The organism is Candidatus Nebulibacter yamunensis (assembly GCF_024208055.1).
GTDB lineage: Bacteria > Pseudomonadota > Gammaproteobacteria > Francisellales > Francisellaceae > Caedibacter > Caedibacter lacustris.
Genome location: NZ_JAMBMW010000001.1, coordinates 116,287 through 136,847 on the forward strand (window position 1 = coordinate 116,287; position 20,561 = coordinate 136,847).

Annotated in this window: 18 protein-coding genes and 1 tRNA gene; 10 read left to right on the forward strand and 9 right to left on the reverse strand. The window is 36.9% G+C overall.

Annotated elements, in window-relative coordinates:
• Positions 1 to 7: 7 nt before the first annotated feature.
• The 4 genes from M1V25_RS00545 to trxA form a co-directional block, all read right to left on the reverse strand.
• Positions 8 to 631: an RnfABCDGE type electron transport complex subunit B gene (locus M1V25_RS00545; protein WP_116963111.1), complete on the reverse strand. Its 624-nt coding sequence runs from the start codon at positions 629 to 631 to the stop codon at positions 8 to 10.
• 86 nt (positions 632 to 717) lie between these two features.
• Positions 718 to 2,589 (reverse strand): APC family permease, encoded by a 1,872-nt coding sequence (locus M1V25_RS00550; RefSeq protein ID WP_498842129.1) that lies wholly within the window; start codon positions 2,587 to 2,589, stop codon positions 718 to 720.
• Positions 2,590 to 2,740: 151 nt separating this feature from the next.
• Complete coding sequence (gene rho, locus M1V25_RS00555) at positions 2,741 to 4,000, reverse strand: transcription termination factor Rho (RefSeq protein WP_116963113.1); 1,260 nt, start codon at positions 3,998 to 4,000, stop codon at positions 2,741 to 2,743.
• A gap of 64 nt (positions 4,001 to 4,064) precedes the next feature.
• A complete protein-coding gene (trxA, locus tag M1V25_RS00560; protein ID WP_116963114.1) occupies positions 4,065 to 4,388 on the reverse strand; it encodes a thioredoxin in 324 nt (107 codons plus the stop codon).
• Between the two features lie 314 nt (positions 4,389 to 4,702).
• On the opposite strand from trxA, the gene M1V25_RS00565 reads away from it, so the two are divergent.
• Positions 4,703 to 4,840, forward strand: a complete 138-nt coding sequence (locus M1V25_RS00565) for a HaeIII family restriction endonuclease (protein ID WP_204723350.1) — start codon at positions 4,703 to 4,705, stop codon at positions 4,838 to 4,840.
• Entirely contained in the window at positions 4,827 to 4,982 is a 156-nt protein-coding gene (locus M1V25_RS00570; protein WP_116963115.1) for a DNA cytosine methyltransferase, read from the forward strand. Before M1V25_RS00565 ends, M1V25_RS00570 begins: the two co-directional genes overlap by 14 nt.
• Here the strand turns inward: M1V25_RS00570 and topA are convergent.
• From topA to M1V25_RS00585, 3 genes are all read right to left on the reverse strand, one after another.
• Positions 4,945 to 7,263: a type I DNA topoisomerase gene (gene topA / locus M1V25_RS00575; RefSeq protein WP_498842130.1), complete on the reverse strand. Its 2,319-nt coding sequence runs from the start codon at positions 7,261 to 7,263 to the stop codon at positions 4,945 to 4,947. The genes M1V25_RS00570 and topA overlap by 38 nt on opposite strands.
• Positions 7,264 to 7,417: 154 nt before the next feature.
• Complete coding sequence (locus M1V25_RS00580; RefSeq protein WP_498842131.1) at positions 7,418 to 10,753, reverse strand: beta-ketoacyl-ACP synthase 3; 3,336 nt, start codon at positions 10,751 to 10,753, stop codon at positions 7,418 to 7,420.
• A 172-nt stretch (positions 10,754 to 10,925) separates the two neighbouring features.
• Complete coding sequence (locus tag M1V25_RS00585; protein WP_116963118.1) at positions 10,926 to 12,116, reverse strand: NupC/NupG family nucleoside CNT transporter; 1,191 nt, start codon at positions 12,114 to 12,116, stop codon at positions 10,926 to 10,928.
• 178 nt (positions 12,117 to 12,294) lie between these two features.
• On the opposite strand from M1V25_RS00585, the gene M1V25_RS00590 reads away from it, so the two are divergent.
• Genes M1V25_RS00590 through hemB form a run of 5 tightly spaced genes read left to right on the forward strand, consistent with a single transcriptional unit; the run spans position 12,295 to position 16,129 of the window.
• Entirely contained in the window at positions 12,295 to 12,906 is a 612-nt protein-coding gene (locus M1V25_RS00590) for a glutathione S-transferase N-terminal domain-containing protein (RefSeq protein WP_116963119.1), read from the forward strand.
• Between the two features lie 10 nt (positions 12,907 to 12,916).
• On the forward strand, positions 12,917 to 13,915 hold the full coding sequence (gene sohB, locus M1V25_RS00595; RefSeq protein WP_498842132.1) for a protease SohB: 999 nt from the start codon (positions 12,917 to 12,919) through the stop codon (positions 13,913 to 13,915).
• A gap of 6 nt (positions 13,916 to 13,921) precedes the next feature.
• Positions 13,922 to 14,848, forward strand: a complete 927-nt coding sequence (locus tag M1V25_RS00600) for a DNA polymerase III delta subunit-related protein (RefSeq protein ID WP_498842133.1) — start codon at positions 13,922 to 13,924, stop codon at positions 14,846 to 14,848.
• Positions 14,849 to 14,869: 21 nt separating this feature from the next.
• Positions 14,870 to 15,148, forward strand: a complete 279-nt coding sequence (gene yhbY / locus M1V25_RS00605; protein ID WP_498842134.1) for a ribosome assembly RNA-binding protein YhbY — start codon at positions 14,870 to 14,872, stop codon at positions 15,146 to 15,148.
• Positions 15,149 to 15,160: 12 nt separating this feature from the next.
• The gene (hemB, locus tag M1V25_RS00610; protein WP_498842135.1) at positions 15,161 to 16,129 is read left to right on the forward strand and encodes a porphobilinogen synthase; all 969 of its coding nucleotides are present in this window, start codon (positions 15,161 to 15,163) and stop codon (positions 16,127 to 16,129) included.
• Between the two features lie 141 nt (positions 16,130 to 16,270).
• Here hemB and M1V25_RS00615 read toward each other — a convergent pair.
• Positions 16,271 to 16,347: transfer RNA gene (locus tag M1V25_RS00615), tRNA-Ile, on the reverse strand.
• 56 nt (positions 16,348 to 16,403) lie between these two features.
• Entirely contained in the window at positions 16,404 to 17,222 is an 819-nt protein-coding gene (gene ppk2, locus M1V25_RS00620; protein ID WP_116963192.1) for a polyphosphate kinase 2, read from the reverse strand.
• 180 nt (positions 17,223 to 17,402) lie between these two features.
• Between ppk2 and rfaD the strand changes: the two genes are divergently transcribed.
• The 3 genes from rfaD to M1V25_RS00635 are packed head-to-tail and all read left to right on the forward strand — an operon-like array spanning position 17,403 to position 20,541.
• Positions 17,403 to 18,389, forward strand: coding sequence for an ADP-glyceromanno-heptose 6-epimerase (rfaD, locus tag M1V25_RS00625; protein WP_498842136.1), 987 nt, complete (start codon positions 17,403 to 17,405; stop codon positions 18,387 to 18,389).
• Positions 18,386 to 19,663: a lipid IV(A) 3-deoxy-D-manno-octulosonic acid transferase gene (gene waaA, locus M1V25_RS00630; RefSeq protein WP_116963125.1), complete on the forward strand. Its 1,278-nt coding sequence runs from the start codon at positions 18,386 to 18,388 to the stop codon at positions 19,661 to 19,663. The genes rfaD and waaA overlap by 4 nt, the downstream gene beginning before the upstream one ends.
• The gene (locus M1V25_RS00635) at positions 19,657 to 20,541 is read left to right on the forward strand and encodes a polyprenyl synthetase family protein (RefSeq protein WP_498842137.1); all 885 of its coding nucleotides are present in this window, start codon (positions 19,657 to 19,659) and stop codon (positions 20,539 to 20,541) included. The genes waaA and M1V25_RS00635 overlap by 7 nt, the downstream gene beginning before the upstream one ends.
• Positions 20,542 to 20,561 lie beyond the last annotated feature (20 nt).

Consider the following 20,561-nt stretch of genomic DNA (forward strand, 5'->3'; position numbering starts at 1 on the left):
TTTATGCTTAATTTAAGTTTTTTCTATTTTTAAATTCGGTAAGTGCTTGTTGAATGTAAGCTTTTTTATCAATATTTAGTTTGCTTAGCACAATATTTTGCTTGTGATTTTTGGTTTCTTTCTTTTGTTTTGTTTCAAGCCTTTTTGTTCTTTCATTATGGCGTAAACGATAGTAATTTTTTTGAGCTTCTTTTTGAGTTAAGTTTAACCTTTCAGGTTGTAACTCGTCTGGTAAAATTTGCATTTCAATGCAGTCCATTGGACATGGTACAACACATAAATCACATCCTGTGCATTCATTACTTAGAACAGTGTGCATGAGCTTTTTAGCGCCAACGATGGCATCAACTGGACACGCTAAAATACATTTGGTACAGCCAATACACAGATCTTCATTGATAATTGCCACTTTTTTGGGTTGATGGATGCCGCAACTAGTATCAAGTGGAAGCTTTTCGCGTTGCAATAGTTTTGCTAATCTATCGGCGCCTTCTTGTCCACCTGGAGGGCAGCGATTATGTTTTTCACCATTGGTAATGGCTTGTGCATAGTTATAGCAATCTTTGTAGCCGCATTTTGTACACTGAGTTTGTGGTAAAAGTGCGTCAATGTCATCAATTGAAATAATCATTTGACTAAAATCAACTTAAGTTTCATGGTTGGGTATTGTAACGTAAATTTTAGAAATAAGAAATTTCTCTGAAGTCTTTTGTTTATCTATACAGTCAATTGATAAGGTACTTCAACAATGACTCGTGCCTGCCCCTTTGTTTCAGTTTTGCTAACAGACTTTAAGCCCCAGCGTAAAAGGGCTGTTTTTTGATTGTGAAGTAAGGTATGCCAGAGTTTAGTGGTTTCAGCTTTTGGTAGCACTAATACAGACAAGCCACGCTCAGGTTCAGTTAAATCGCGTCTACGAATAAATTTGATAAGTGGTTTGGTAAGTGATTGATATTGAGATTCAAGGACGATAAGCTCTTCAGGAAAGTTGAGATCACGCCACTTTTTTTGTAGTCTTTCAGTTTTATCAGGATTGATATTGATAATCACAGGAGTAACATCAGGTGAAATTTGACGGGCAAAGTTTAAGGCAGCTATTGTACCTTTATGCAATTTAGAAATGGGTACAATCACTTTTGAATGAAAATCTTTTTGTAAAAAGGTTTCAATAAGTCCAGTATCAGCACTTAAAGAAAGCTCTTGGTCAGCTAAACAATAATGGTGGTGAATACGGTAGAACATAAGGATTAATAGTGGCAAAGCGACGATGATAATCCAAGCACCTTCAAAGAACTTTGATTCAACAACCACAAGTACGGCAATAAAGGTACAAATGCAACCAAAGCTATTAATAATGGCTTTAACCCACCAGGTTTTCACATGACGACGGCGACTATACCAGACACGTACCAAACCAGCTTGGCATAAAGTAAAAGCTAAAAATACACCGATAGAGTAAAGGGGAATTAAGGCACTTGTGTTGGCCGCAAAAACGATAATCAAAACACAAGCAAAAATAGCTAAGGCAATAATACCATTACTAAATGCAAGTCTATCACCAATATTCTGTAATTGGCGTGGCAAAAAGCCGTCTTTGCTGATCATTGAAGTCAGTAATGGAAAGCCTGCAAAAGATGTATTTGCTGCCAATAATAAAATCAAACAGGTTACGGTTTGTAAAAGATAATAAAAGAAACCATTGCCATAAATACTATGTCCAACTTGAGATAGTAAGCTTTGATTAGTTAAAGGACGTAGCTCTAAGTTTGCCACAAGAAATGAAATTCCTAAGAACATAGATATCAGGAGTACGATTAAAATCATAAGCGTAATTGATGCGTTTTTTGCACGTGGTTGCTTGAAAGACATTACACCATTAGCTACTGCTTCAATTCCTGTCATGGCAGAACATCCAGAAGAGAATGCGCGAAGAATAACGGTTAGTGTTAATACACCTGTAATGGGTTCCATTAAATCTATTGCATGACTGTAGTCAACAGGTGCTAAATCATTGGTAAAATAGCGATATAATCCTATTCCAATCATGACAAGAATCACTACTACAAACGCATAAGTTGGCCACATAAATGCAGTAGCTGATTCCTTCATGCCGCGAAGGTTCATCCACATAATGCCAATAATAGCAATAATAGCTAATAACTCTGCATATGATTGTAAAGAAGGAAGTGCTGAGGTAATGGCAAGAATCCCAGCTGATACACTTACTGCAACTGTAAGGATATAGTCAAGCATAAGTGCTCCTGCTGCCAATAGCCCCATAAAAGTGCCAAGATTTTCACGTGCAACGATATAAGCACCACCACCTTCAGGATAAGCATCAATAGCTTGCTTATAAGAGACCCCGACAATAACAATTAAGATTGCAATAAATATCGCAATGTGCAGAGACATGCTAAGTGCTGCAACGCCAGCTACGATTAAAACGGTTAAAATCTCACCCGTTGCATAGGCAACAGATGATAGTGCATCGGAGGAAAAAATTGCTAAAGCATGCTTTTTTGATAGGGCTTGTTCTTCAGCTTGCGTTTTAGGGATTGGATCACCAAAAACGATGCGCTCTAATTTCATGGTTAAAGTCCATTTTTTCTCATCAATTGAGTGAATTTACACGATTTTTATTTTTTAGGCAACTTGTACAATTTTAACAGACTATATAAATTTAGATCTAACTTGATCAGTACCTATTTATCAAACCCTTTAAATATAAGCATCTTCTTTTTTAACCACGTTTCATAATGTTGAAAAATTCTTCATTAGTTTGTGTTTTTTTCAAGCGCTCAGTCAAGAACTCCATAGCTTGGATATCTTCCATTTCATGTAGAATTTTACGCAAAATCCAGAGTTTCTGTAGCTCCTCTTGGGTGGTGAGTAGTTCTTCACGACGTGTACCAGAGCGCGCAAAGCTAATCGCAGGGTAAACACGTTTTTCTGCAATTTTACGATCAAGATGTAGTTCCATGTTACCTGTCCCTTTGAACTCTTCAAAGATCACCTCATCCATTTTAGAACCTGTTTCGACAAGGGCAGTTGCAATGATCGTTAAGCTGCCACCTTCAGCAGTGTTACGTGCTGCACCAAAAAAACGCTTTGGTTTTTGTAGTGCATTAGCTTCAACACCACCAGATAACACACGTCCTGAAGCAGGCGAGACGGTGTTATAAGCGCGTGCAAGACGAGTAATTGAATCTAAAAGAATCACCACATCTTGTTTATGCTCAACCAAACGCTTTGCTTTTTCGATCACAATTTCGGCTAATTGAACATGGCGTGCAGCAGGTTCATCAAAGGTGCTTGCAACGACTTCACCACGAACTGAGCGTTGCATTTCTGTTACCTCTTCTGGACGCTCATCAATTAAGAGCACGATCAAATAACATTCTGGATATTTTTTAGCAATTGAGGATGCAATATTTTGCATCATGATCGTCTTACCAGTTTTTGGGGGAGCAACGATCAAACCACGCTGACCTTTACCAAAAGGTGCGGCTAAATCAATAATACGCGCGGTAATATCCTCACTTGAGCCATTTCCAAGCTCCATTGATAAACGTTCTTTTGCATATTCTGGTGTTAAATTTTCAAATAACACCTTGGTACGAGCTAATTCAGGGGAGTCAAAGTTAACGCTATCGATATGTTTAACTGCAAAATAGCGTTCATTATCTTTAGGGGGACGAATTTTACCAATAATGCTATCGCCTGTACGCAAGTTTAGCTTACGGATAAAAGTAGGGGAGACATAAATATCATCAGGCGAGGCAAAATAAGAAGTGTCAGATGAACGTAAAAAGCCATAACCATCTTGTAATACTTCTAGTACACCTTCACCATATATATCTTCACCTTTATCGGCATGTTCTTTTAAGATGTTGAAAATAATTTCTTGTTTGCGTGCACGACCTGTTGCTTCGAGTCCAAGTGCGCGTGAAAGCTCCATAAGCTCGGGAATAGATCTATTTTTTAAATCAGTTAAATTCATTAGGAAACTCTTTGTTAGTTAAGTGAAGAAGGGGGAGCCCCTTCGAGTTGAACGGAATATTTTTTTAAATGTGTTTATCAAGGATTTGAATAAGCTGAGATTTTTGCACAGCGCCTACTTTGGTTTCAACGTTTTCACCATCTTTGAAGACCATAAGTGTAGGAATGCCACGTACACCAAATTTGGCAGGAACTTCTTGGTTATCATCAACATTGATTTTAACCACTTTTAACTTATCACCGTAGTGTTCTGCAATTTGGTCAAGAACAGGCGCAATCATTTTACATGGGCCACACCAAGGCGCCCAAAAATCAACAAGGACGGGTCGTTCACTGTTGATGACTTCAGCATCAAATTGATGATCAGTGATATTAAGACATTGAGACATTATTGTGTTCCTTTAAGTTTTTGTATTGTCATTAAAAAATATTGCTCGCCGATTCTAACAGAAAAGGTGCATAAGGTGAACGCAAATCCCTGTTAAATTTTTTAATTTGGATTAACGGTAAAATCATAAAGCTGTTAACTATTTTGATATCTTACTCAAAATAGTCCTTATAGCTAAAAGCTGGAAATTGTTTCAGAATAGTTCTACCTAAGTTTCAAACACCTTTGGTGAAGCTTTCAACTGAAATCTTAGATATATCATTTAAGAATGGCAGCAAAAATACCTTGATTTTATTAATGGATCATGATTGAAAAATATCATTTAGAATCCATAATGCAAGCTCAAAAGTTGAACCATCATTAAAGTTTGACATTCAGCTTTTGAGTTCACCAAAAACCTTATTTAAAAATAAATTAAGCATCCAAAGCAAGGGTAAAAATGAAAGTAGTTAGCTTGTTTTCTGGTGCTGGGGGACTGAACTTGGGCTTCAAACAAGCTGGGTTTGAGTGCATGTGGGCGAATGAATACGATAAGACAATCTGGGAAACCTATACTGCTATTCCATTGTGGGTTGTTCGGTTTGATTTAAGTTAATGCTGTAATCGCATTCTGTATTAGGGCAAACTTTTTGCTCACCGTCTTTTTTTGTTGTCTTGTGCAACAAAATAGGGGAGTGACATTTAGGACATTCTTCCTGAATGGGCGGATACCAAAATGAGTTCTTACACTTTGGAAATCCTGCACACGCATAAAATACCTTGCCTTTACGTGATTTTTTTTCAACAAAGTTATTTTTTTTGCATTTCGGGCATTGAATTCCTAAGTCTTTTGGCTTTTCCAATGGTTCCATGTGTTTACATTTAGGATACCCCGAGCAGCCAATAAACTTGCCATATCGACCTTGTTTGATCAACAGATCCGACTCGCATTCAGGACATTTTCGATCTGGGACAATCTCAGGTGCCTCCTTTTCAACGGACTCCTCATTATCTTTGACAATAGCACGTGTATAAGTACATGCTGGGTAATTGGTGCAACCGATAAAGCGTCCACTGCGACCAAGGCGAATCGAAAGCTTATGACCACATTCGGGGCAATCTTCATCCATTTTTTCATGGGTGACATCGCTTTTTTTAATGCTTTCATCAATGGAGGTAATTTGGTTGATAAAAGGCTCCCAGAATTGTTTTAAAACCGGAATCCAGTCAATTTTACCTTCTGCAATATTATCTAGCTCATCCTCAAGTTTTGCAGTGAAACTATATTCAACATAGTGATGGAAATAATTGGTTAAAAAGCTATTAACAATCCGCCCTACATCCGTTGGTTTAAAGCGTTTTTTCTCTAAAATAACATAGTCACGTTGTTGTAAAGTAGAAATAATGGTGGCATAAGTAGAAGGTCGACCAATACCGTATTCTTCTAATGCTTTAACAAGAGAAGCTTCACTATAGCGAGGCGGTGGCTCCGTAAAATGTTGCTTCCCAATGATGTCGATGACTGGAATTTTTTCACCTTCTTTAACTGTAGGTAAAATCAAGCCTTCGTCGCTATCAACTGATGCGTCTTCATCTTTTGCTTCTTGATAAACTGCTAAAAAGCCAGGCTTGGCAATCACAGAACCTGTCGCCTTAAAAGCATGTGCTTTGTTTTCAGTCATAAACTCAATAGCAACCGTATCCATTAATGCATGGATCATTTGGCAAGCAACTGTACGCTTCCAAATAAGATCATATAGCTTAAGTTGATCATTCGTTAGGAAGGTCTTTAAATCTTGTGGCTTATGTAATACGGAAGTAGGACGAATCGCTTCATGTGCTTCTTGAGCATTTTGGCTTTTTGTTTTGTAGATCTGTTCTTTACTCGGCAAATGGTCTTGACCATATTCTTTAGCGATAAAGGTTCTGATTTCACTGATTGCATCTTGTGACAAACTGGTTGAATCTGTACGCATATAAGTAATTAAACCCACGGCACCTTGAGCACCTAAATCTATGCCTTCATACAACTGTTGGGCTAACATCATCGTTTTTTTAGTGGTAAAGCCCAATTTTCTAACAGCATCTTGCTGCAAGGTTGATGTAATGAAAGGAGGCAGCGGATTGCGTCGTTTTTGCTTTTTGTCGATGCTGTGAACGATAAGCTCATCATTGGTATCTTTTTTAATAATATCAAGTGCCTGTATGGCTTGAGTTTCATTTGTAAAACTAAACTGCTCGCATTTTTGATAATTAAATTGGCTTAATTTAGCAAAGAACTTTTTACGTTTTTTAAGCTCAGCAGTAATGCTCCAATACTCTTGTGATTGAAAGCTTTCGATTTCAAGTTCACGCTCTACAATCATCCTAAGAGCTGGGCTTTGCACACGTCCAGCTGAAAGACCGCGACGCACTTTTTTCCACAAGAGTGGAGAAAGCTTAAAGCCAACCAAAAAATCAAGAGCCCGTCTTGCTTGCTGAGCGTTAACAAGTTCCATGGCAAGTGTACGTGGATTGGCAACGGCTGCGGTTACTGCAGATTTCGTTATTTCATTAAAAGCAATTCGATGCACAATTTTATTTTTCAATAGATTTGCATCGTTTAGAAGCTCATAAATATGCCAAGAAATTGCCTCACCTTCACGATCAGGGTCTGTTGCTAAATAAATATGGTTTGCTGTTTTTGCCGCTTTTTTAATGACATCAATATGACGCTTGTTGCGTTCAATGAGCTGATACTTCATTTTAAAGTTATCTTCAACGTCAATGGAAGCTTCTTTAGGCTCTAAATCACGAACGTGTCCATAAGAAGCAAGGATTTCAAAATCACTGCCAAGGTATTTTTTAATTGTTTTAGACTTTGCAGGAGACTCTACAATTACAAGGTTTTTCGTCATGGTTTATTCTTAGTTTTTAATTTTTTCTTTCATTTTAATTAAGCAATGTTCAATTTATATTGCTAGCGTATTTTTTGTTGGTCATATAAGAATTTGTTATATCTTCCAGCTATTATCATTTGCTAAATCTAACGATTTTAAGTCAAATTGCAAACTATTTCGTGCTTAAAAGCGCAGCAGCAGCGGTAAAACCTGAGCCAAAAGCACAAAGGGCAACTTTATTACCTGCTGGTCGCTGATTTAACGTTTCAGCTAAAGCAATTGGTATCGTGCATGAAGAGGTGTTTCCATAGCGTGCGATATTACTATAAAGTGTTCCCGGGAGCATTTTTAAACGTTTTTCAACGGCATTGGAAATGCGCTGGTTGGCTTGATGTGGAATTACTAAGTCCACGCTGTTGAGTGTAATGTTGGCTTGTTGACAACATTTGTGCATAATCATTGACATGGTTTTAACCGCAAATGTGAATAATTTTTTACCTTGTAATTGTGTAAAGGCATCTTTGGCAGTTGGGACATTTAGGATATCGCCATTTTCAGCTGTTGCAGTCAATGAGATTTCGTCGATTATCGCTTTTGAGTCATTTTTGTAAGCATCACCATTGATAATCGTAGCAGTCGCTGCGTCACCAAATAGAAATGCAGTATCAAAGTCAGTTTGATCTAAACGCTTAGTCATATATTCAGCACTAATCAAAAGGACGCGTTTATTAGGTCTTGTTTGTAAGTAATCACGTGCGCTTTGTAAAGCATACAAATAACCGCTACAGGCAGCATTAATATCATAAGCAGGAATGTTTTGCTCGCCATAAGTATGATAAAGTTTCTCTAAAATCAAACATGACATAGAAGGTGAGAGATACTGATCTGGGGTGCAGGTTGAGCAAATGACCATGTCAATATCACTTAAGCTTAAATTGCTTTGTTTTAAAGCATCTTTAGCAACGCTCGCTGCAAGATCGATAATATTCTCATCTTTCGCCAGCCAAAAGCGTGATTCAATACCGGTACGATTAATAATATCCTCAGATTGATGATCAGGAAAGTTCGTCAGTAACTCATCATTGGTCACAAGCCTTGAGCCTGTTTTAAAACAAGGTGTACTAATTCCAACAGGATAGATACTATGTGGTTTGTTCTGTCTTGCTATTTCTTCTTGGATTTTACGTATTAAAATAGGGCGTTTTTGAATTTTTTGATCATTTAGACTTCCCTCAGGCAATCTAAGTTTTAATAAATTCTCACCAACAGTTGCGCGTTCAGATTCATTAACATAGATTTCCTCCACTACCCCATTACTTGGAGAGAGTATTTCGCCTGCAGATTTACTGGCTTCTAAATCAACCAGTTTATCCCCGACTTTAATATAATCACCAACCTTAACGTGAAGCTCGGTAATCAAAACGCTTTCATCTGAAGGACTTGCACCAATAACTTCAATATTATAAAAGCCCACATCGTTATGATTTGTCACTTCCCATTCTAATGACAGGTCAAGCAATTGGGTCGCAGCGGTTAAAATACGTTCGTAAGAGGGCAATACTTCCATTTGATTGTCAAAATTGCAAGGCACATAAGTATCGGCACGGGTGATACGTTTTACTTTAATCAATCTTTTTGCCTGTTCTACGACAGAGGCAATAATATCGCCACCAACCCCACATGTGAAATTATCTTCATGAGTGACGATTAAGTATCCAGTTTTCTCAGCTGAAGCTAAAACTGTGCTTAAGTCATACGGTTTAATTGTGCGTAGATCAATAATTTCACTATCTATACCAACGGTTGCTAAAGTGTCTGCAACTTCTTGGCACAATGATACTGTATTTCCCCAGCCAACAAATGTAATATCTGAACCTGCTTTAACAATCCGTGCTTTGCCAACGGGCACGATTTGTTTATTGACATCAGTTGAAGTCGTATCTTCAATACTTGTATTGTTTAAGAGCTTTTTAGGATATAAAAATACACTGGGTCGATTAGACTCAAAAGCAGCATTAAGCATGCCTGCTGCATCTGAAGCATTAGAGGGCATATAAACATCAACTCCAGGAATGTGAGCAAATGTACCTTCATTAGTTTGAGCGTGAAAAGGACCAAGACCTGGGCGATAACCACCACAAGCTGCAAACACAATTACAGGACACTCCCAGTCACCGTTTGAGCGCCAATACATGGTTGCAAGCTCAGTAAACAGTAAGTTGTAAGCGGGTGGCATAAAATCAGCAAACTGAATAAAGGCAACGGGGCGCTTACCAGTTAGTGCCATCCCGATAGACACGCCCAAGATGGTGGCTTCGGCTAATGGACTGTTGATAACTCGACCTGGAAACTGAGTGGATAAACCTTTGGTTACACCAAAAACATCACCTTTTTCATCTTCGATGTCTTCACCCAAAAGATAAACACGATCATCATGCAATAAACGTTGGCGAAATACTTCACGCATTGCAGCACCCATTCCAATACGAGTTTGTTGTGAAAAATCACCACGATACTCATAAGCATGTGGTAATAAATGTGCTGGCAAGGAGCGTTCAGCATTAAAACACGCTTTAGGTGTGGTGCCTTGTAAAGCAAGTTCTACCGCGTCTTTAACCGCTTTTTTTGTATCGTTCTCTAATTGTTGTAGGAAGTTTTCTTTAACGCCTGCATTTAAAAGATATTGGCGACTTAAAGTAACAGGATCGTTTTGCTCAATACGAACAAGCTCTTTTTCATCGCGATAAATACGCTGATCATCAGCATTACTGTGACTTTTTAGACGTTCTACTTTAAAGATAATGATATGAGGTGCACGATCTTTACGCATTTGAGCAATGATGCTTTCAATTTGCTCATGATATTCAAATGGTCTGCTACCATCAATGTGAGTAATAGGAATATCATAAAATTCAGTTGGTTTTTTATTATTTGGTAGAGAGAAAAATGTTTTACCTTGAGTGCGAGTTGAAATTGCATATTCATTGTCTTGAACAACAAATAGTACAGGAAGGTTGCGACGCTTTGTCTCAGCAAATGCTTCCATTACCTCACCTTGTTGAGTAGTACCATCACCCATTCCACAATAAACAATTGGTTGATCTATCAGACCTTTAATGCTTTGTGCAATACCTGCCGCAGGTAAAGCCTGATTGCCAACTGGAGTAACAATGCTCACAATATTAAGTTTGCGTTCGCTGATGCCAATCACCATTTGGCGCCCATTTGACACACCTTCGGCTTTGCACAATGAGCTATAGAAGAACATTGTTGCCTCGACGCCACGAGCGTGCATCAAAGGCTTGTCACGATAGTGGCAATGCAACCAATCAGAGGGTTTAAGGTATTCAGCAAAAATCGCAGCACCCTCATGACCTTTGGATGAAGCTAAAAAGTTAGCCTTGCCGCTATTGACAAGTTCGGCTTCAGTATTATCAATTTGGCGGATGCTATACATTTTTTGATAGCAGTGGATCAGTGTATTAAGCTTCGCAGTTGTTGCGCTCATGAATGGTAGTTCCTTAATTAATGTACCCACAATTAAAGTCTTTAGGATTTAAATTAAGAGAAATATTGGTAAAGTTAATTGCTAATGTCAAATGTAAATCCTGCAAATTATATAAATCTTGGTTTTTTAATTTGTTGAAATTTGATAGTAAAACATGAAGTGGAATTATCGTTTAAACAACAAATCCTGCAATTAAAGCGGATAAAAAGCTTACCATTGTTGCACCAAAGACCAAGCGCCAGCCATGACGAGAAACGAATTTAGCACGTTCTGTATCTAGCGCTTGTACGGCACCAACAATAATCCCAATTGAACCAAAGTTGGCAAATGAAACAAGGAAAACAGAAAGCACAGTTATGCTGTGTGAAGAAAAATCTGTAAGGTGATCTTTGAGATAAAGCATAGCCACAAACTCATTTGAGACGAGTTTAGTTGCTATAATGCCACCAGCTTGTACCATATCACTTGCAGGGATACCTAAAATCCATGCAAAAGGGGAAAAAATATAGCCTAAAAGTGCTTGAAAGCTTATACCAAAAACAGCATTAAAAATGCCGTTGAGCATTGCAAGTAAGGCAATAAAACCAATCAGCATTGCACCAACGATAATGGCAATTTTGAAACCATCGAGTATGTATTCACTTAGCATTTCAAAGAAGGATTGTTTGTGTTGGCTTTGTAGAGACATTTCTTCAAAACTTCTTTCTTGTTCTTGGTTATAGGGGTTTAAGACATGCAGTACAATGAAGGTGCTAAGCATATTTAATATCAATGCAGCAATAATATATTGTGCATCTAGGATTTGCATGTAGGAACCAACAATCGCCAAAGATACAGTAGACATTGCAGTAGCAGCCATTGTGTACATGCGTTGCTCAGAGATTTGTGAGAGGATATTTTTATAAGCAATAAAGTTCTCAGATTGACCAAGGATCAAAGAGCTAAGTGCATTAAAGGACTCTAGTCTACCCATGCCATTGATTTTGGACAGTAACCAACCACCACCACAAATAATAAGCGGTAGAATCTTGAAATATTGTAAAATACCGATTAAAGCGGAGACCAATACAATTGGCATTAAGACGTTGAAGAAAAAGACAAATTTATCGTTTGGTACGACTGATCCAAATACAAACTTTGTGCCTTCAGTTGCATATTGCATAATATAATCAAATCCAAGGGATATGACTTGAACGATTTCTTTTCCACCGTTAGAAGCTAATAAAAAATAAGCTACAATGATTTCAATGATGATAAGTTGAATAATAAAACGAATTTTAATATTTTTACGATTCATGCTGGCAAGATAAAGTACAATACCAATAACAGTAATAGCAAGCAAGAAGTGTAATATTTTTAACATTCCCCGATCCTCGTTGTTTAAAAGGTTGATTTAAAATCAAAACGCGCGCATCTTAATACTTTTAGTTAGAATTGTCATGTGATACTTTATATTTTGATTTTCAAATGCGAAGCAATTGACCATGCCAGTTAAACCATTTAACATTGTCGGATCATTTTTTTGTAGATAAAAGCATTTCATGTATATCACACTTTATGTTAAAAAAGACTGTCCTTACTCACACAGTGCATGTATTGCATTAGAAGAAAAACGTATGAATTTCAAGGTAGTAGAGCTTGATGAGAAAAAAGATAAAGAACAAATTTTTACACTTAATCCAGAAGGCATTCTACCTATTTTGAAAGAACGTGACTATGTGATTTATGATCCTGAAGTTGTCATGTTATATATTGACGAGCGTTATCCAGCACCTTCATTGTTACCTAATTACCCTGTTGAGCGTGCTCGGACACGTTTGGCAATGAAGCGTATCGATCGGGAGTGGTATTTGTTACTTAACTTTATCTTAGCTGCTATAGATAAAGCAAAGGTAGAAGAGGCCAAAGCAGCATTGGTGGATAGTTTTCGTGCAATTGAACCTATTTTTTCAGAAAATGAGTTTTTTATGTCTGATACGATGACACTTGCAGATTGCTCTTTGGCTGCACTGTTACATGCTTTACCCAAGCAGGGCATTGCACTAGATGAATCATTAGGAGAAATTAGTAAGTATGCAGAGCGTATTTTTGCACGTGAGTCGTTTCAGCGCACTTTACCAAAGCAAATGAAAAAAATCTATCGCCGACATTAGGAGTAGAAAAATGTGGGTAAATCATGCCGTCAATTATTTGTTTTTTATACTAGAAGTGGTGACAGTTGCACTTGCTATTGTAATAGTTTTTGCACTTATTGTTGGCTTATCGGCAAAAGCTAAGCGCGCAAAAAAAGGGCAATTAAACATTAAATCGCTAAATAAAGCATATCAAAACAGTCAGCAGCAATTGGCACATGAAATATTTAATAAGACAGAGTTTAAAAAACTACAAAAACAGCACCAACAGGCACAAAAGTTGCTACATAAAAATAAAGCTGCACTTAGCAACGTTTTTGTTATCAACTTTAATGGAGATATTAAGGCCTCGCAAGCAGAAAGTTTGGCAGAAGAAGTCAGTGCAATTTTACAAGTAGCTAAGCCTGATGATGAGGTAGTAGTTAAGCTGGAAAGTCCAGGAGGAGCAGTTAATGGTTATGGCTTAGCCGCAGCGCAATTAGCACGCGTTAAACAAGCTAACTTAAAACTAACAGCTGTTATTGATCAGGTTGCAGCAAGTGGTGGATATATGATGGCATCTGTTGCGGATCAAATTATTGCTTCACCATTTGCGATTGTTGGTTCAATTGGAGTGGTTGCACAATTACCTAATATTCATCGCCTCTTGTCTGATAAGGGGGTTGATGTTGAATTGCATACTGCTGGCAAATATAAACGCACTTTAACCATGTTAGGCGAAAATACAGAAGAAGGGCGTCAAAAATTTAAAGAAGAGCTAGAAGTCGTGCATAGACTCTTTAAGGAACATATTACACACTTTAGAAATAAAGTAGAGATAGAAAAGGTTGCAACGGGTGAGTATTGGTTTGGTCAGTCTGCTTTAGAGCTCAATTTAGTTGATGCGCTTATGACTAGTGATGCTTATTTGTTAGAGAAATATCAAACAGGTCAATACAATTTATTCCAAGTTGAATACCAGATCAAAAAGTCAAAATTTGCAGCACTATGTCACAGTACTCTAAATCTATTCCAGCACGTTGGTCCATAACACGATATGGTAGAAGTTAACATCAGCACTTATTACCAAGGTTTTTTAGATCAAATAAAGCAATTAGAGAAAAATAAAAGCCTTGCACATGCTATATTATTGCATAATATTGACAAGCTTGATTTAGATGGCTTATTAATTGATATGTGTGCCTCATTGTTAAATCAACAACACATTACTGATTTAACTGCATTTCCTGATATTTTTTACTTAAAACCAGATGAAACACAGATTAAACTGGAACAAGTAAAAAGTGTGTTACAAGGAATTTATTTAAGTAGCTATCAATCTCATGCAAAAGTGGTAATCATTGCACCAATAGAAGCACTTAATACTTCAGCGGCTAATGCGTTATTAAAGAGTTTGGAAGAACCTCCGCAAAATACTTATTTTGTAATGACAAGTAACAATTTACAATGGGTGATTCCAACCTTACGATCACGTGTTCAAGTGTTTAATATTGGTTTGGACTTTGAGCAGAAATGCCAATACTTGATGCTTAAATATCAGATGAAACAAAACGAAGCGTTGAAAGCATTGCAAATGAGTCAATTACAGCTTGCCATTATTGATAGAATTAAAGCGAATAAAGATTTTTGGAATATACGTCGCGAGTTGATCAAAGTGTTATCAAGACAGTTGCCTGTTTTAGCTATGACAATTGATTTAAATCTACAATATCAGGATGCTTTATATTGGCTAACGAGTTTTATGATTGATGCTTTTTATTATAAGCTTAAAATTGATAAAGTATCTTTTATTGACCAGATTGAGTTACTGGCTCTATTTTGTAACCAACATACTCATATTGAGATTTATAAGTATTATCAACGTTTATTAAAACTAAAAGATTATGAAGGCAAACATTTTAATGTAAATAAGCAATTGGCGATTGAAGCATTACTTGCTGAACTATCATCCCTTGCAAAATAAAGGATAAATTAAGGAAAACATATGGCATTATCGTCACAACAAAAACAACAATTCAAAGCCCAAGCACACAGCTTAAATCCAGTTGTGTTTATTGGTGAAAAAGGATTAACTGAAAATGTACTTATTGAAGTTGATCACGCGTTAGCCGCTCATGAACTTATCAAAGTCAAAATTGCGGGGATCGAAAAAGAAACATGTCAAGCCACAACACAAGAAATTTGCATTAAAGTTAAATGTGAACTTGTACAAATGATTGGTAATATTTCGGTTTTATATCGTAAGAAACCAAAAAAACAATAGGGTATAGCTAGAATGAGTTTTTTTCCGGTCACAAGACCAAGAAGGTTACGTCGTACAGCAATGTTAAGAGAACAGATTGCTGAGGTTAAACTTAATATTACTGATCTTATGTATCCTATTTTTGTTGTGCATGGACAAAGTATCAAACGTGAAATAAACGGTATGCCCAATCAATATCACTGGTCGATTGATCGGTTGCCTGAGCTTATTAAGACCATAAAAGAAGCAGGGATCCTGTCAGTCATGTTGTTTGGTATCCCTAAAACAAAAGACAAGTATGCAACTGAAAACTATGATAGTAATGGGATTGTGCAACAAGCAATCCGTAATATTAAGATGTTACACCCAGAATTAATTGTTGCCACAGATGTATGCTTATGTGCCTATACTAACGATGGTCATTGTGGGATTGTACACAATGATGAGGTTGATAATGATCAAACGCTTGATATTTTACAAAAAACAGTCGTTTGTCATGCACAAGCAGGAGCAGATATTGTCGCACCTAGCGGGATGATGGATGGGATGATTCAAGCTATGCGTTATGCACTTGATCAAAACGATTTTAACCAAGTTGCGATTATGTCTTATGCAGTTAAATATGCTTCAGCATTTTATGGACCTTTTAGAAGTGCGTGTGACTGTGCACTAAAGGGGGATCGAAAGAGTTATCAAATGGATTTTCGCAATAAAAAAGAAGCCTTAAAAGAAGCCAAAATGGATGAAGAAGAGGGGGCTGATTTTCTTATGGTTAAACCCGCGTTGAGTTACCTTGATATTATTCAAGATGTCTCATCATCAACAACACTTCCTATTGCAGCCTATCATGTTAGTGGCGAGTATGCGATGGTGAAAGCCGCCTTTGAAAAAGGCTGGCTAGACGAGAGGGCTGTAACCCTTGAAGCATTAACTGCAATCAAGCGGGCAGGAGCCAAGGTTATTTTAACCTATAGTGCATTAGATGTGAGTAAGTGGCTCTAACGTTTCGCTTTTAGCTTCATTCCGTATAATTAAACTTTATATTTTATTTTAATAAGTGTTTTACCTAATCGTTTACGAGTTGATTGTCACAAAACAGGTATAACAACGTCTGAGAATGTTTGAAAATAGATGGTTTGAAGATGGTGGGCCCTGCAGGACTTGAACCTGCGACCAACGGATTATGAGTCCGCTGCTCTAACCAACTGAGCTAAGAGCCCTTAAACTTCGTGTATTTTAACCAAACATTTTGGTTTTGCAAGTGCGTTTATGCAGTTTATTCAGGATAAATCTCACCTGCTAGCCCCACAATAAGTGGATCAGGTTTGATCGCAATGTTAGGATCTTTATTTTTATAATCTAGCTTTGATAAAATAAAACGCATGGCATTGATTCTTGCTCGTCTTTTATCATCAGATTTAATTACGGTCCAAGGTGAAAATTCGGTATCTGTATGTAAAAACATATTTTCCTTAGCTTCTGTATAATCATCCCATTTATCCAAACTTGCTTTATCAATAGGACTTAGCTTCCACTGTTTAAGTGGATGAACCGCGCGCGATTGAAAACGTATCTTTTGCTCCTTTTGACTAACTGAAAACCAAAGCTTAAAAAGGTGTATTCCACTTTGTATTAACATTTTTTCAAGTTCAGGCGCCTGCTTTAAAAATAATTCATATTGTTCAGGGGTACAAAATCCCATCACTCTTTCAACACCAGCACGGTTATACCATGAGCGATCAAACATCACAATTTCACCTGCAGTGGGTAAATGACGGATATAACGCTGAAAATACCATTGTCCTTGTTCTCGTTCAGAAGGCTTTTCTAAGGCGACAACACTTGCCCCACGTGGATTTAGATGTTCCATCATGCGCTTAATTGTTCCTCCTTTACCCGCAGCATCACGCCCTTCAAAAATGATCAAAATCTTTTGACCTGTTGATTTAACCCATTGCTGCATTTTTAACAGTTCAATCTGTAACTGTGTTTTTTGCTGCTCATAGACTTTACGCGGCATTCTTTCCTGATAAGGATAAATATTTTCCGTAAAAAACTTACGCCTATTTAGCAAGTCTAAGGGTGGTTTTGTCATCTTCAGCCACACTCGTATATTCCATTTTTTTATTGTAGCAATTTTTAATTTTTCGACAAATCGAAGCTTAGCAAAGCCCATATAAATTCTGCGAAAACTAAAGTTTGATTTAGAAAATTCGAGCATAGGGCACATTTTTTTGTTAAAATCGCTTGATATTTTTAATCAAGCGAGAAAGAAATGATTGTTGTAACCGGTGGAGCAGGGTTTATTGGTGCCAATATTATCAAACAACTGAATATTTGTGGACGGGATGATATTTTAGTTGTTGACGACTTAAAAGATGGTCATAAATTCACTAACCTTGTTGATTATGAAATTCGTGATTACTGTGATCAAGCTGAGTTTTTACAAGCCATTCAATCGGATTTATTGTATTTACCTTTTGGCTCTGGAGTAGGACAGCTTAAAGTGGAAAATATTGAGGCGATTATTCATCAAGGTGCTTGTTCTGTTACAACAGAGTGGGACGGTCAATATATGATGAACAATAATTATCAATATAGTAAAACTTTACTGCATTTTTGCATACGCCATAAAATTCCATTTATTTATGCTTCAAGTGCAGCAACTTATGGTAATAACACCACTTTCATCGAAGAGCGTCAATACGAGCGACCTGTTAATGTTTATGGTTATTCAAAGTTTTTATTTGATCAATATGTAAGAAAACAATTACCAAAAGCACAAAGTCAAATTGTTGGCTTGAAATATTTTAACGTTTATGGTCCACATGAAATGCACAAAGGCTCAATGGCTAGTGTTGCTTTTCATCACTATAAACAATTCAAACAACATAAAACAGTTAAGCTTTTTGGTGCGTACGATGGTTTTAAACCAGGTGAACAGTTGCGTGATTTTGTTTATGTTGAAGATGCTGCCAAAGTCAATTTATGGTTTTTAGATCATCCTCAAATCTCTGGGATTTTTAACTGTGGGACGGGCAAAGCTGAGCCTTTTAATAATATTGCCAATAGCATTTTAGATTACTATGGTGAAGGTGAGATTCAATATATTGAATTTCCTGAACATTTAAAAGGTCATTATCAAAGTTACACTGAAGCCAACTTAGATCAGCTACGCGAAATTGGTTGTGATGTTCATTTTAAAAATGTTAAAACAGGTGTTACTGAATATATGAATTGGTTAGAAAAACACAATATATGATTTATACGACTATAAGGTGCATTTATAATAGTCTTTTTATTTTAGGTCTCCCATTTATTGTCCTTAAAAAACTTATCAGAAGCCGCAATAATAAGGGCTATCGTCAACGTTTGTTAGAGCGTTTTGGCAACACTCCCTTTTCTTTAAAAAATAGCATTTGGATTCATTCTGTTTCAATGGGTGAGAGCATTGCAATTGCCCCCTTGGTTAAAAGGCTTGCGATTGATTATCCAGTACGTGATTTCATCGTCACAACGATGACGCCAACAGGAAGTTCGCAGGTTATAAAACTATATGCAAATTTTACCAATATTCATCATTGTTATATTCCTTATGATATAGCATTTTTTTTAAAGCGCTTCATAAACAAAATTGATCCTAAGCTTTGTATTATTATGGAAACCGAAATATGGCCAAACTTACTTGCTGTTTGTAAAAAAAGGCATATCCCAATTATTTTAATAAATGCACGTCTGTCAGAAAAATCTGCTCAAGGTTATGCTAAGCTTGGCTTTATCACCCGTAAAATGCTAAGCCAAATAGCTCATATCAGTACACAAACCCAAGATGATTATAAGCGGTTTATTAAACTGGGGGTTGCACGTGATAAAATAACCGTTGATGGTAATTTAAAATATGACTTTACGATCGATGATGGGATCTTGAATCAAGCCAAAACATTTAGAGCTTCACTACAAAATAAGGTTGTTTGGATTGCTGCTAGCACTCACCAAGGGGAAGATGAGGTTGTTTTAAATGCTCATCAAAACATATTAAAATCCTATCCTAATGCGTTATTGATATTAATTCCACGCCACCCTGAGCGCTTTGATCAAGTTGCCAAGCTCATTGCTGGTCAAGGATTAAGGTATGTACGGAGAACAACACAAAATCAGAAACTTCAGAATATTAATGTCTATCTTGCTGATACAATGGGTGAGATGATGCTTTTTTATGCAGCAAGTGATATTAGTTTTGTCGGAGGGAGTTTTTCTGGTACAGGTGGACACAATATGCTGGAACCTGCCGCACTTTCAAAACCTATATTATCTGGACCATCTGTATTTAACTTTATGGTGGTTGCACAACGGCTTATTGATAAAGGTGCTTTGAAAATTGTTTCTAATGCACATGACTTATCTTACGAGATAAAAATGCTTATTGAACAACCTCATCAAGCCGATGAAATGGGAATTGCTGCCTTTAAATGCTTTAAAGAGAATCAAGGTGCACTGAACAAACAACTAACCCTAATTAAGCGTTATTTATGCTAGCTAAATTTGAATCTATTAGACAACAATTTGAAATGTTTGCTAGAGACTACTTTTACCAGCAGAGGATACCGAGCGAGCGTTTACAATCTGCTATGGCTTATAGCTTTTTAGATGGCGGCAAGCGCATTCGTGCTATTTTATCTTATTTAAGTGCTGATTGTTTTGGTTGTCATACCGATAACAAACACTATATAGCCTTTGCCTTAGAAGCGATGCATGCCTACTCGCTTATCCACGACGATTTACCTGCTATGGATGATGATGCACTTCGCCGTGGCAAACCAACTTGTCATATCCAATATAATGAGGCAACGGCAATTTTAGCGGCTGATGCTTTGCAAAGTATCGCGTTTCAGGCTCTAAGTGAACTTAAAGAAATTAATATCGATCAGCTAAAAAATATTCTATTTGTTTTAGCGACACATACAGGAGCAAAAGGCATGGTTGCTGGTCAACAGTTGGATATTGATGCTGAGGGGAATACTCAAACAATTAAAACGTTGGAGACAATTCATAAACTCAAAACAGGGAAACTTCTAACAGCTTCTGTTGTGTTGCCATTTTTAGCATCAAGTTATTATTTAGATAAGCACATTGAGCAGCACCTTATTAAATTTAGCGAATGTATTGGTCTTGCGTTTCAAGTTAAAGACGATTTATTAGAAGCAACATCCGATACCAAAATTCTTGGTAAATCTAATATGAGTGATCTTAAACTCAACAAATCCACTTACCCGAGCTTACTTGGAATAGAAAAAACCAAAATGCTTCTTTATACATTAATAAAAGAAGCGTATCTACATTTAGACAGGCTCTCTCAATTTAATACCGAAAACTTAAAGCAATTGGCTGAATATATTATTAAGCGAGAGTATTAGTTAATATCACACTCAAAGAT

Bases quoted from the DNA above. Each gene is read 5' to 3' on its own strand.
- M1V25_RS00545 (WP_116963111.1), bottom strand. From the start codon at position 631: ATGATTATTTCAATTGATGACATTGACGCACTTTTACCACAAACTCAG.
- hemB (WP_498842135.1), top strand. From the start codon at position 15,161: ATGAGTTTTTTTCCGGTCACAAGACCAAGAAGGTTACGTCGTACAGCA.
- M1V25_RS00570 (WP_116963115.1), top strand. From the start codon at position 4,827: ATGAAAGTAGTTAGCTTGTTTTCTGGTGCTGGGGGACTGAACTTGGGC.
- sohB (WP_498842132.1), top strand. From the start codon at position 12,917: ATGTGGGTAAATCATGCCGTCAATTATTTGTTTTTTATACTAGAAGTG.
- rfaD (WP_498842136.1), top strand. From the start codon at position 17,403: ATGATTGTTGTAACCGGTGGAGCAGGGTTTATTGGTGCCAATATTATC.
- M1V25_RS00600 (WP_498842133.1), top strand. From the start codon at position 13,922: ATGGTAGAAGTTAACATCAGCACTTATTACCAAGGTTTTTTAGATCAA.
- M1V25_RS00550 (WP_498842129.1), bottom strand. From the start codon at position 2,589: ATGAAATTAGAGCGCATCGTTTTTGGTGATCCAATCCCTAAAACGCAA.
- topA (WP_498842130.1), bottom strand. From the start codon at position 7,263: ATGACGAAAAACCTTGTAATTGTAGAGTCTCCTGCAAAGTCTAAAACA.
- yhbY (WP_498842134.1), top strand. From the start codon at position 14,870: ATGGCATTATCGTCACAACAAAAACAACAATTCAAAGCCCAAGCACAC.
- M1V25_RS00580 (WP_498842131.1), bottom strand. From the start codon at position 10,753: ATGAGCGCAACAACTGCGAAGCTTAATACACTGATCCACTGCTATCAA.
- ppk2 (WP_116963192.1), bottom strand. From the start codon at position 17,222: ATGACAAAACCACCCTTAGACTTGCTAAATAGGCGTAAGTTTTTTACG.
- M1V25_RS00635 (WP_498842137.1), top strand. From the start codon at position 19,657: ATGCTAGCTAAATTTGAATCTATTAGACAACAATTTGAAATGTTTGCT.
- M1V25_RS00590 (WP_116963119.1), top strand. From the start codon at position 12,295: ATGTATATCACACTTTATGTTAAAAAAGACTGTCCTTACTCACACAGT.
- rho (WP_116963113.1), bottom strand. From the start codon at position 4,000: ATGAATTTAACTGATTTAAAAAATAGATCTATTCCCGAGCTTATGGAG.
- waaA (WP_116963125.1), top strand. From the start codon at position 18,386: ATGATTTATACGACTATAAGGTGCATTTATAATAGTCTTTTTATTTTA.
- trxA (WP_116963114.1), bottom strand. From the start codon at position 4,388: ATGTCTCAATGTCTTAATATCACTGATCATCAATTTGATGCTGAAGTC.
- M1V25_RS00585 (WP_116963118.1), bottom strand. From the start codon at position 12,116: ATGTTAAAAATATTACACTTCTTGCTTGCTATTACTGTTATTGGTATT.